General features: G+C 37.1%; 12 protein-coding genes. All 12 read right to left on the bottom strand.

The window, feature by feature from the left end; translation table 4 throughout:
• Window positions 1-54: 54 nt before the first annotated feature.
• Window positions 55-894 (bottom strand): riboflavin biosynthesis protein RibF, encoded by an 840-nt coding sequence (gene ribF, locus ABDB96_RS02635; RefSeq protein ID WP_343251243.1) that lies wholly within the window; start codon window positions 892-894, stop codon window positions 55-57.
• Complete coding sequence (gene truB / locus ABDB96_RS02630) at window positions 881-1531, bottom strand: tRNA pseudouridine(55) synthase TruB (protein WP_343251242.1); 651 nt, start codon at window positions 1529-1531, stop codon at window positions 881-883. The genes ribF and truB overlap by 14 nt, the downstream gene beginning before the upstream one ends.
• 5 nt (window positions 1532-1536) lie before the next feature.
• A complete protein-coding gene (locus ABDB96_RS02625; protein ID WP_343251241.1) occupies window positions 1537-2343 on the bottom strand; it encodes an MPN157 family protein in 807 nt (268 codons plus the stop codon).
• Between the two features lie 17 nt (window positions 2344-2360).
• A complete protein-coding gene (gene rbfA, locus ABDB96_RS02620; protein WP_343251240.1) occupies window positions 2361-2711 on the bottom strand; it encodes a 30S ribosome-binding factor RbfA in 351 nt (116 codons plus the stop codon).
• Window positions 2712-2715: 4 nt separating this feature from the next.
• Window positions 2716-4581 (bottom strand): translation initiation factor IF-2, encoded by a 1866-nt coding sequence (gene infB, locus ABDB96_RS02615; protein ID WP_343251239.1) that lies wholly within the window; start codon window positions 4579-4581, stop codon window positions 2716-2718.
• An 18-nt stretch (window positions 4582-4599) separates the two neighbouring features.
• Window positions 4600-4896 carry a DUF448 domain-containing protein gene (locus ABDB96_RS02610; protein ID WP_343251238.1) on the bottom strand — a complete coding sequence of 99 codons (297 nt, stop codon included), beginning with the start codon at window positions 4894-4896 and terminating at the stop codon, window positions 4600-4602.
• On the bottom strand, window positions 4886-6532 hold the full coding sequence (gene nusA / locus ABDB96_RS02605) for a transcription termination factor NusA (protein ID WP_343251237.1): 1647 nt from the start codon (window positions 6530-6532) through the stop codon (window positions 4886-4888). The genes ABDB96_RS02610 and nusA overlap by 11 nt, the downstream gene beginning before the upstream one ends.
• A 250-nt stretch (window positions 6533-6782) precedes the next feature.
• A complete protein-coding gene (locus ABDB96_RS02600) occupies window positions 6783-8135 on the bottom strand; it encodes a leucyl aminopeptidase (protein WP_343251236.1) in 1353 nt (450 codons plus the stop codon).
• Window positions 8136-8159: 24 nt separating this feature from the next.
• On the bottom strand, window positions 8160-9764 hold the full coding sequence (gene groL, locus ABDB96_RS02595) for a chaperonin GroEL (RefSeq protein ID WP_343251235.1): 1605 nt from the start codon (window positions 9762-9764) through the stop codon (window positions 8160-8162).
• A gap of 40 nt (window positions 9765-9804) precedes the next feature.
• Window positions 9805-10095 carry a co-chaperone GroES gene (locus ABDB96_RS02590; RefSeq protein ID WP_343251234.1) on the bottom strand — a complete coding sequence of 97 codons (291 nt, stop codon included), beginning with the start codon at window positions 10093-10095 and terminating at the stop codon, window positions 9805-9807.
• Between the two features lie 20 nt (window positions 10096-10115).
• Window positions 10116-11633: a pyruvate kinase gene (gene pyk, locus ABDB96_RS02585; protein ID WP_343251233.1), complete on the bottom strand. Its 1518-nt coding sequence runs from the start codon at window positions 11631-11633 to the stop codon at window positions 10116-10118.
• 7 nt (window positions 11634-11640) lie between these two features.
• Window positions 11641-12702, bottom strand: coding sequence for an ATP-dependent 6-phosphofructokinase (locus ABDB96_RS02580; RefSeq protein WP_343251232.1), 1062 nt, complete (start codon window positions 12700-12702; stop codon window positions 11641-11643).
• Window positions 12703-12781 lie beyond the last annotated feature (79 nt).

Genomic DNA, 12781 nt, shown 5'->3' with positions numbered 1-12781 from the left:
AAACTTGTTTGCTTAATTAATGATCAAAGTTAATTGAAACAAATATCATTCTGATTACACAGACAAGTTTTTAAAATTGTTCTCATACCATTTGGTTGCATTTTTGACATCTTGAGCAATCATTGTTTTTAGTGCGGTTAAATCGTCAAACTTTTCTGGCAAGCGTAAGTATTGGTGAAAACGTACTTTTAAAGACTTACCATATAGATTTTCATTAAAGTTAATTAAATGCGTTTCGATAACTGGTGCCAAATGGTTTAAAGTTTTGCTAGCACCAATAAAACTGACACTAGGATAAATTTGATTTTCATATAATGTAGTGGTGATGTAAGAACCAAAAGCCATTGGTACTAAAAATGGTTGGATTTCCATATTAGCTGTTGGAAAACCAAGATACCGGCCCTGTTTTGAACCTTCACGCACGATGCCGGTGCGATAATATGGTTCAACCAAGAGGTTATTTGCCTCATTAAGATCACCGTTAATTATCAATTGCTTAATAACTTTGGAAGCAACAGGCGTGCGTTGAAAAAAAACGGATTTTGGAAAAAATTGTTGCAAAATAACGATCGAACAACTGTCACTACCAAAACGAAAATCATTGCCAGCGATAATGCCAACCGGATTCATAAGTAGTAATTTTTTTTGAATAAATTCAAGACCAGTCATGTTGTTTTCAACTAAATCCATACAGTGAATCTTAACAGGTCGCATGGCTTCCAATTGCTCTAACCGGTCTTCAAAGCAATAAAGAAAGTTGCTTGTTTTATTAGGAATATTTTTAAAAGTTAAAATTTCAAAACGATGTGGTTGGCACGCAAAAAGTTGCTGATGGCCAAGGTGAATGCCGTCAAAAAAACCAAGAACTAAATAATTTTGATTAATACCCGTCATGATTTTCTAACTCAGCAAAGCAAACAGTTTGGTTAAGGCAATAATTACCGCATTGTACTCGTACTAGCCTTAACATTGTTGCCACTGTTTGCAATTGGGCGGCCAATTCATTCACAAAACTGCGTACATAAAAACCTTTAGCAACATGAAGCCGCAAGGAAATAACTGGTAATTTAAATTCTAAAAGTTCGCAACGATAAATTTTTGTTCATCGCGGTTGTAACGGAACATTAATTTTTTTTCGAGCCATTTTATAAGCACGAACACCGTTAATTTTAACCGCTGAAAATTGCGGTGGGGTTTGTAAGTATGCATAGTTTTGGTATTTTTCAATTAGTTTGGCTAATGCTGTAGCGGTGGGATAATGGTAACTAATTTCAGTTACTTCACCAGTAATATCACATGTATTAGTTTGCACCCCAAATAAAATTTTGACTTCGTATGTTTTGTCAACATTTGTTAAACTAGTCAAGGCTTTGGTTGCATCATTGGTACCAACAATTAAAACACCGCACGCAACCGGATCTAACGTGCCAGCATAACCAATTTTTTTAATCCCTAGCATCTTTTTAATTTGGTTAGTGGTTTGTGCTGAGCTTAAACCGCGAGGTTTATAAAAATTAATAATATTATTCATAGTAACTAATAGAAACTTCTTGCCAAATTAAAACTGTCTAAACCTTGATAACCAACAATTAGTAAGATCGAAACAACTAGCATAAATAAAAAATTAATAATAAAGGTGAACCAAATTAAGTAATGAACGCTTTTTGATTTATGAATCTGGTTAATTCCTGAAAAGAAAGCAGCTGATAAATACAAATAGGGTACAACTAATAAAACTAAACAAAAAATCCCGACAATCCGCATCACGTTATTTAAAGTGTTCGCGTTAGCAACAGCGGGATAATTTAACGCATTTAACCCAATAAAACGTTGCATGATCCCAATAATTACTCCAAAAAAAATCATGATTAAAGCCGATAAACTACCAATGATGATTCATTCGTTACGCAGGGGTTTTTTCTGGTTGAGGGTATTTGTTACATAACGGTTGAAAACAGCAAATTTGGAAAGTTCCGTACTTTCCAGACGCTTCTTTTTACGGGTGGAAATTCATTCTTTGAAATTTTTTTTATCTCGTGGTTTTCTCGCTTTTTTCTGTTTACCAGGTGTAGTAACTTTAGCATTTAATTTTTGTTCAAAGTTATTTAAAATTTGGTCATCAGTAGGTTTGTTAATAGCGGGTTCATCAACTTTTTTTGTTGGTTGGTCTTCGGTCATTGTTTGATGAATTAATGGGGCGGTATTTTGCTTTGTACCAGGCAAGATTTGACTTTGTGCAGTAGGTATGGGTTTGGAAGAAGTAACCAGCGGGTTAGTAATAACATTTCTAGTTCGTTTAATTGGTGGTGCAATCACGCCAGTTCGTTTCTTAGAATTATTCATCGTTTTCACCTTTCTACTTAAGAATTATTTTCGTTTTTAATCTCGTTTAAAATTGCGTCGATCGCTAAAGCATTGTCAATCGCCATATCAACAACAAAATGTAAGTGGGGCACTTTGCGAATGGTTAATTGTTTGCTTAAAGCCGTTTTAAAAACACTGATTGTTTTTTTAAAAGCGTTAACCACCTTGGTAATTTGCTTACGATCTAAACAATCCAAAAAAACCTTAGCAACACCAAAATCAGGTGACAATTTCACATAAGTAACTTGACCTAGTTTCACAATGGGGTTTTCAATCTCGGTTAAAATTGTACTATTTAATATGTAAGTTATTTGGTTTTCAAGTCGTTCTTTTTTATATGATGACATAAAATTATTCTTGTCCCTGAACGATCGTTTCATAAACCTGAATGACATCATCAACTTTAAGATCATTAAAATTAACCACAGTAACTCCACATTCGTGACCATGGTCTAATTCCTGAACAAATTCGTTGTAAGATTTTAAAGAATTAATTTTTGATTTGTAAATAATAGTACCATCACGAATTATCCGGCAATTACTATTCCGTTTGATCTTGCCAGAAGTCACATAACACCCAGCGATTGTGCCGGTTTTGCTATGTTTTCAAATTTGCCTAATAACCAATTCTCCTAATTCCACATCTTCATAAACTGGATCTAACTTACCTTTTAATAAATTACGAATGTCGTTTAACATGTTGTAAATAATATCATAAGAACGAATGACTACACCCGAATTATCAGCAATTTCCTTAATCGTTTTAGTAATTGCTAAATTAAAGCCAAAAATGGTCGCTTTGGACACTTGGGCTAGTTTCACATCAGTTTCACTAATTGCTCCAGTTCCCGCACGGACTAGATTAGTGCAGACCCCTTCAACCACAATACTAGAAATTGCCTGTTTTAGTGCTTCTAGTGAACCTTGAGCATCGGTTTTTAGTATCAAATCTAGGCATTTAATTTCGTTATTATCAACCTTTTCTTTAAGGTGAATGCTGGCTGATAAATTCTCGTGTTTCTGGCGTTGTTGTTTCTGCTTGTAAGATAAGGCGATGTTTTTTACTTCAGCTTCGTTTGTTGAACTAATAAACTTTTCACCTACTTCAGGAACGATATCAAAGCCCGAAATTTTAACCGGTTTTCCTGGGGTGGCTTCAGTCACGTCAACCCCATTTTCATCCTGCATCGTTCGCACCCGACCACACGCGGCACCTAAAGCAATATAATCACCAATTTTTAAAGTCCCCCGGTTAATAATCACCGAAGCTAACGGGCCAAGACCAGAAGCTAAATTCGCTTCGATTACTACCCCATAAGGTTGACAGTTAAAGTTAGCCTGATATTTATTAATTTCAGCCAACAATAAGATGCTATGCAACAATTCGGTTAAGCCTTGTTTGGTATGAGCACTACCTTGAACAATAATCGTGTCCCCGCCCCAAGCTTCGGGAACTAAATGGTATTTATCAAGTTGTTGTAAAACCCGGTCAGGATTAGCATCAGGTTTATCCATTTTATTAATAAAAACAATGATGGGCACCTTAGCATTTTTTGCGTGGTCAATTGCTTCTTCAGTTTGCGGTTTAATCCCATCATCAGCTGCAACGACTAAAACAACAATATCGGTCACATCAGCCCCGCGGGCCCGCATGCTAGTGAATGCTTCGTGACCGGGAGTATCAATAAACGTAATTAATTTCCCATCTAAACCGGCCTGATAGGCCCCGATGTGTTGGGTGATCCCACCCCGTTCGCCACGCACGACATTGGTTTTTCTAATCGCATCTAACAAACTCGTTTTGCCATGGTCAACATGGCCCATAATGGTCACAATAGGCGGGCGGGGTTGCAGTTTGGAAGGATCATCGTCAAATTTAATCACATCTAAAATGTTTTCTTCATTAACTTCCGTTTCAATCCGAAAATCCAAATTGTACTCCAAACACAATTCACCAATTTGTTCAATTGATAACATTGTGTTCAAATTAACAATTTTACCTTTTAAAAAAAAGTGTTTGATTAATGCGGCAGTTGGTTGGTTAATTTTTTCACTAAAAGCATGCAATGATAAGGGTCCAGTGTAGACAAAAACCCCATTTTGGACACCAGTAGTCACTTTTTTAAAATGACTTTGTAACGAAATCGCATCCCTTTGATCATTTCGTTTACTAATATGTTTGTTCCGTTGTTTGCGGTTGTTTGCGGTTTTTGCCATCTTGATCACTCCTTATAGTTATGATTGTTTTTTAATTTGCTCAGCAAGTTCTTCGTACCAGTTGGCATCAACATGCACCTTTAAAACTTTCAAAATAATTTTTTTTTGTTTTAATTTTTCAATCGCGTTAGGACAATTAACAAAATATAAGCCACGACCTAAGTAATTTTGATTAGGATCATAGACAATAGTAGTGGCGTTCACTTTGCATAACCGAACTAGATCTTTTTTTAAAAAAATTTTTCGCGTAATTGCACACATTCTTGCGTTGTGATTTTTTTTAGAGGTATGGTTAATTTCCACTTTACGAATCATTTTTGGCATCTAGGTTATCAAAATCAAGTAACGCAAAATCATCCAGTGACTTACGTTGACTTTTTTTAGGTTTAGCATCTTTATCTTTCTTTTTCTTGTCTTTTGGTGCTTGCGTTTTGACTTCCTTCATGGCCCGTTTCGGTTCATTAGCAATGTCGATTTCGGCAATTAAAGTGGTGATGGAATTAGCCTTTGCTTCAGTTTGCTCATGGCTATCTTGAATAACTGTTTGGTTCACGTCGACATTGTTGTTAACTTGTAAATCATCACCGATGTTAACTGGTGGAATGCTTTTAGAGAAAACTTCAGGCTCAACGCTAGGCTGATAAACTTCTTCATAACGTTTTTTAGGTGGTGGTAAATCAAGATCGACTTCAATTTCGTCAACATTAGCAACTTTAGTTGTGTAGGAGATGGCCTTAGTTGAACGAGTAGGAAATGCTTGGCGTTGACTATTAACTGAAGCAATACGTCCTTCTTTTTTTCGGGTAATTCGCGAGCGGTGCAAGGAGTTAATTTGACCTTGAGCGATCAAGTCAATCCGAGCATATTCAATACCTTCTTCATTTGCTTGCGATACTGATTTAATATCAATGTTTCATCCGGTTAACCGGGCAATTAATTTCACGTTAATCCCAGCACGACCAATCACGTTTGGTAAGTAGTCATCATCAACAATTACTTCCATGCTTTTTTCGCGTTCGCTATCTTCGACAATGTTAATCCCTAGCACCCGAACGGGAGCAATGGCATTCACAACGATTTGCCGCGGATCTTCGCTTCAGACAAGAATATCAATGATTTCACCATATAAAACTTTGGAAATCATTTTAATTTTTTCGCCTTGTTTGCCCACAATGGCCCCAATTGGATCAAATTCAGGATTATTAGAAATCACGGCAACCTTGGATTTTTGACCAGCCATTCTGGTAATGTTTTTAATTTCGATCGTGCCATCGGCAATTTCGGGAATATTTTCCACCAACATGTGCTTTAAAATTGCCCCATCAGTACGTGATAAAATGATCGGTCAACCGTGCGATTGGTGGGCCACACTTTTAATGGCGAACCAGTATTTTTCACCAGGTTTTAAAACTTCCCCTTTTAAAGTATTGTGACGGTCTAAAAGCCCTTTAGTGGTAACTAAATCAACGATGCCGCCGCCCCGTTCTTCTTGCTTTTCATATTCAGCAAAAATCACTTGGCCAACTTTAGGTGCTCATTCTTCAATAATTTTTTTATTGGATAATTCGGTAACGCGTTGTTTAAAAATTTGTAAAATGTAACGTACCGTGTTTTTACTAATTGATGTAAACGCAATTTCCTTTTTCACATAATCATCAAATTTAGCATTGGCTGGCATTTTCATCGCATCTTCTAAAAGAATTTCGTGAATGTCATCAAAGTCTTCGGTTTCTTGTTGAACAACTTTTAATAAATGGAAAAGTGCAATGTTACCACTAGTTAGATCAATATTAACCTCAAGGCGGTAATCAGGATCATCTTTAGTGTAGGCTTTAATAATTGATTCTTTTAGTACCGTAGCAATTTCAGATGAGGTGATTTGTTTTTCAACAGCTAAACTTTCCAAAGCCTTTAAAAAAACAGCAGGCTTAATTTCAGTTTGATTTATCATTGCAAATTTGCTCTAAACCCTCTTTAAATAGGCGCTTGCAAGAAACAAGGAGCACCAGACCGGTGCTCCTGCTTGTGTTGCGTATTTCGTTATTAAGTATAACATATACGCATAAATAACAACAAACTATTTGCATAGAAAATTAGCCAAACAAAAACAAAAAGTGGCTAACTTTCGACTTTTAGTCGCTTTTCTTGCTTCTTTTGATAAAATAGGATATTATTAAAGATATTAGCAAGACCATAGAAAACTATTTAGTACCTTTAGCCTGTTGGTATAAAGTGCGTAAGATAACACCTTCACCAGTTTTGACAGCACTTTCAGCAGTGGCAGCAATGTCTAAGTGAACTAAATCGACTCCTTCGCAAAATTGGGTTAAGAACATGGCTGCTCGGCTTGAACCAGCTTCGGGGCGGGATGTTGAATTGGCAATATCAGCAACTTGACTATTTAACATTTCCAAATAATCTTGGTGCAATGGTAAGCGTCACACTGCTTCAGCTGCGATGCTTGCAGCACTTTCTAACTCCTGCCAATGCTTGTCGTTAGTCGCTCACACCCCAGTATAAGTGTTTCCTAAAGCATAAAGCATCGCTCCAGTTAAAGTCGCCACGTCAAAAATCCGGGTTGCTTTCAAGTCCTTAGCTGCATAACTAATCGCATCACCCAAGACCAACCGGCCTTCAGCATCGGTATTATCGATTTCCACACTTTTCCCATTGTAAGCAATGACAATATCATCGGGTCTTTGTGCCTGGTTGCTCAGTAAGTTTTCAGTTAAAGCCGCAACGGCAACAACGTTCGTTTTCACTTCGTTTTTCGCTAATGCTAAAACTGTCCCCATGACAACAGCCGCACCCGACATGTCATATTTCATCGACCGCATGTATGCTCCTGGTTTTAAATTCATTCCCCCAGAATCATAGCAAATGCCTTTACCAACGTAGGCAAAACGTTCTTTGGAACTCTTGTCAGCTTCGTAATGAACAACTAACAATTTGCATTCATGCACTGATCCCTTGTTCACGCCTAAAAGCATGCCCATTTTTTTGGCTTGAATTTCTTTTTTGTCTAAAACGGTGACTTTAACGTTTTTAATTCCCTTAAATTCTTTAACAAAACGCTCCACAAAAGTTTGCGGATACAATTCGTTTGAAGGTGTATCTTGAAGTTCACGCACCAAAGTGGTCGCATTGGCAACAACGGCTGCTTCTTTGACAACTTTGTCTAGTTTAGGGTTAAACTTTAAAACAAATTCGGGTTTTTCTGGTTTTTTCGTTTTTTTAGAAAAGGGGATAACTTCAGCATATTCAACGGCATTAACAACCCAATGAACCACATGGCTAGAATCAGATGCTTCAACTGCACTAACAAAACTATCCACATCAATTAAATTAACGCCAGTTTGAGCGGATAAATAGGTGCGAATTTGTTTGAATAAATCGCTGGAATTGTACGGTTTTTTAATAACAAATTCAACAGTACTATTGGCTAGATCCTTCTTTTTATCAACGCCTATTTCCGCGTTTTTTTTGGCAGCAACGGCAACAATCGTTTTGTTAATTTTTAAATCTTTACTATTTGCTTTTACATTAAATTTCATAACCTATTGTTCTTCAAATCCTAATTAATCACCAAAATCGTGATGGTTTTTTTCTTCCTTAATTTCGTTAATGGCTACTTCGGTAGTGATCATCAAGCTAGCAACGCTTGTCGCTTTTTCTAGTGCAGTTTTGGCAACCTTAGTTGGATCAATAATTCCGCTACGAATCATGTCAACAAATTCGCCAGTTTCCGCATTAAAACCAACACCAACTGTTTGGTTCAAAATGTAGTTAATGGTTTTAGAACTATTATAACCAGCGTTTTCGATAATTTGACGGGCTGGAGCTTTTAATGCATCACGGACAATATCATAACCAATATTGATCTCTTTATCACCAGAATTTAAACTAGCGATTTCGCTAATTGCGTTCATGAATGCTACCCCACCGCCGGGAACAATCCCTTCTTGAACGGCCGCTTTGGTCGAATTTAAAGCGTCCTCGATCCGTAATTTAAGCTCTTTTTGGGCCACTTCGGTTGCTCCGCCCACGCGAATTACCGCCACCCCTTTGGACATCGCTGCTAAGCGTTCTTGCAGTAAATCTTTACTATATTTATCATCCACAATCGCGTTAATTCGACCCTGAATCGTTTTAACGTGGTGGTTGATAGTTTCCTTATCGCCTTTACCATCAATTACCGTGGTTTTTTCCTTACCAATGGTAATTTTGCCAGCTGATCCTAATTCATCAACTTTAAAGTTTTTTAATTCATTGCCTAAAGCACTATCAACTAACTTGGTGCCAACTGTGACTGCTAAGTCTTCTAAAACAAACCGTTGGCGGTCACCAAATTCGTTACATTTAACGGTAATCACATTTAGCGTTCCGCGCAATTTGTTAACCGCTAAAGTTGTTACCACTTCTTCACTAAAATCGGTTGCCACAATCACTAGCGGAATGCTAGCTTCCATACAACCTTCTAGTAATGGTAACAATTCCTTAACAGTATTAATCTTATTAGCACTAACTAAAATGCGAGCATCATTTAAAACCGCAATCATTTTTTCATGGTCAGTAACCATGTATGGCGAACCATAACCACCTTTAAATTCTAAACCTTCAGTGGTGTCTAAAGTGGTGTTTAGAGTTTTAGCATCGTCGATGGTGATTACCCCGTTTTTACCAACGGTTTCCATTGCTCTTGAAATCAATTCACCAATTTGTTTTGAGCCCGAAGATATGGCACCAACTTGGGCAATTTCTTCTTTGGTTTTAATTGGTTTAGAAACTTTAGTTAAATACTTGCCAACTAGGTGAGCCGCTTCGTCCATACCCTTACGAATGTTAACGGGATTTGCCCCAAGATTGATCGCATCAATCGCTCGATTTACCATTTCTTGGGTAAGAATGGTTGCAGTCGTGGTGCCATCACCAGCAATGTCGTTAGTGGAAATTGCTGCTTCGGCAATTAGTTTTGCTCCCATATTTTCGATTGGATCTGGTAGTTCAATTTCCTTTGCAATCGTTACACCATCATTGGCAATCAACGGAGCTCCGTATTTTTTCTCAATTAAAGCATTACGTCCTTTGGGACCAGCCGTAATTTTCACTGCATCTGCCAGTTTGTTTAGTCCTAATAACAATTTATTTCGTGCTTGTTTTTGAAACGTTAATTCCTTTGCCATTTTTGTAAAAATCCTTTTTGTTATTTTTTGTTAATTTAGTTTATTTTTTAATACCAACGATTTCGTCATAACTTAGCATTTTGTAAGTCTTGTTATCATCAACCACGGTTGTGCCACTATACTCTTTAAAATAAACAACATCGCCTAAGTTAACCTGAAAGCGAAATTGTTTATCTTCTTTGTATAAAAAACCATCAGCTAAAGCCACAATTTTCCCCTTAGTTGTGTTCTGGTTTTCGTCATGATTAGTAGTTAAAATAATCCCCTTATTGGAAACGGTTTCTTCGACAATTGGTTCGACCAAAATATTGTCATGTAACGGTTTAATCATATCGTAAAATTTGATACTCCTTAGATCTTGATAATGCGATTATCCATAATTACTAGATTGTATAATGCTGATGATATTTTACCAAAATTTTTATAAAATTCAATCGCAGTTTTAGCCGCATTTTTGTAATCCTTTTTTGCTAGTGCAAGGCTATGAACTTTATGAGTTAAAATACCATAATCAATCCCGTGACCACTATAAATTGTCTCCTGGTCGGTGATAATGATGACTGCTGCTGCTAACCGGGCATTTGCTAAGGCATAAATTTCGTTAACATTATTGGTGAAATGGACGATAAAATCAAACCGAAAGTTTTGGTTGCCAATGTGGCGTTTGGGAAACACCATTTTTGCCAATCGGGCTACAATTGTTTGACCAAACTGACTTTTAGCAATTGTTGTTTTCGGAAAATAGTACTGCACAGCTCGTTCGTAATCAAAAAGTAATTCAGATTGCAAGTTGATTTTATTCATTGTGCTAACCGCTGTTTCTGGATATAAGCCATTAGCGGTTTCGCCTGACAACATGGTTGCATCAGTACCCCGATCAACCGCAAAATAAACATCGGTGACTTCGGCTCTTGTTGGTTGGATGTTTTTTTCTAGCGAATCTAACATTTGCGTAGCGACAATCACCCGGCGGTTTTTAAAGCGACACATTTTGATAATATAGCGTTGCCAGTGCGGCACTTCGTAATAGGGGATTTCTAGCGATAAATCACCCCTAGCAACCATCACCCCGTCCGATTCACTAATAATACCATCGAGATTTTTAATGGCCGAAGTTGATTCGATTTTGGAAATAATTTTAATGGCTTTACCACCATTTTCATCTAAAATTTGGCGTAATTCACGAATGTTTTCGACGTTATTAACAAACGAAGCGGCAACGTAATCCACTTTGTTTTCAATTCCAAATTTTAGGTCTTTGATATCCTTTTGTGATAAAAATGGAATCGAATAATTCGCCCCTGGTAAGTTAATCCGTTTATGGCTAACAACCGTATGCGAATTTAGTGCTTCACATTCAACAATGTGATCTTTAACGTGCAGTTTTTTAACAATCAAGCTCAACTTGCCATCATCAACTAAAACTTTCGAACCAATTTTCAAGTCGTTGATCATGTCGTATTGACCACTAGCATCAGTGGCCGAAAAGGATTGATTTTTACCAACGATTTTTTTAGCAGTGTAAATTGAAACCACATCACCTTGGTTGATCTTGCAGCCTTCTTCGCAAATTTCACCAATGCGAATTTCGGGACCTTGCGTATCAAGCATAATCGAAATTGGTACACCTAATTTCATAGCAACTTCACGAGCTACTTTAATTCTTACAAGTTGCTCATCATGATTACCGTGACTAAAATTCAAACGAATCACAGTCACCCCATTTTTGATAATGGTTTCCATTTTTTCATAAGCAAGTTTTTTCAATTGGGCATTTTTGGGATCGTCAAGTTGAGCCACACTCCAAATTTTTTGGGTAATTGAAGGGCCGCATGTGGCAACAATTTTCGTTCGTTTAAAATGATTCATAACGCAATTACTTTCTCGCTTTTAAAGTACAAAACCCATTAATTTTTTTTAAAATTTCCAGGCGGGATGGACGTTTCATCTTTAAGGCTTCAGCAATTGGTAAATCAACAACGACGTTTTGTTTTTGGCCAATCATTCGGTTCTTTTTGCCATCTTTAATCATTTCAATTGCATGGATTGCCATCATTGTGGCTCAGAACCGTTCCATTGTAGTTGGCGTGCCCCCGCGTTGGATGTAACCCAAACGGTTAATGGCAGTACGTTTCTGATTAACCGTACTAATTACTTCAGCAATCGCTTCTAAGGAAGGATTGCCATTGGATCCATAAATCATTTCGCTTACCAAAATGATAAAGGTACGTCTTTGCGGATTTCTTTTGTAAGCATTATCGACCACTTGGGAAATTTCTTTAGCAGTTAAAACATTCTCGCTAGTAATGATTAAATCAGCACCCGAAGCAATACCGCCATATAGGGCCAAATCACCACAATAACGTCCCATAACTTCAATTAAACCAATGCGGTTATGCGAAGTGCATGTATTGCGAATTTCTTGAACCGAGCGACCAATGGTTTCCAAAGCGGTATAAAAACCGATCGTAAATTCAGAAGAAGCCATGTCGTTATCAATTGTTCCGGGCAAAGCAATGCAATTAACTCCCATTTCACTAAGTTTATTTGCCCCGTTTAAACTACCATCACCACCAATAATCACTAACACATCAATGTTGTGGGCTTTGAGTTGGGCCACAGCTCTTTCGCGAACTTCTAATTCTTGAAATTCAGGAAAGCGCGACGTGTAAATGAACGTGCCGCCAACGGCAGCTAATGCTTCAACTAAATTCAAATCAATAGTTTTAAAATTACCTTCAACCAACCCTTTATAGCCTTCACTAACTAACAAAACTTCATAATTCAAAATCGCTGCATGCTTGATAATGGTACTAATAACAACATTCATCCCAGGAGCATCACCACCACTAGTCAAGACCGCAATGCGCTTGGCTTTGGACTGATGAACTGGTTTTTCTTGCTCGACTTTTAGATTTTTGGTTTTTTTTGTATTCATGAATTTTTTCCATTTAATTAAATTAGTAAAACGTTTAAGATCTTGATAATTATTATCAAAATATCTTAAATTAATAACT

It is taken from the genome of Mycoplasma amphoriforme A39, assembly GCA_000723365.1.
Lineage (GTDB): Bacteria > Bacillota_I > Bacilli_A > Mycoplasmatales > Mycoplasmoidaceae > Mycoplasmoides > Mycoplasmoides amphoriforme.
The sequence above is the reverse complement of the archived record's forward strand: the minus strand, read 5'-3'. Positions and strand labels throughout refer to the sequence as shown.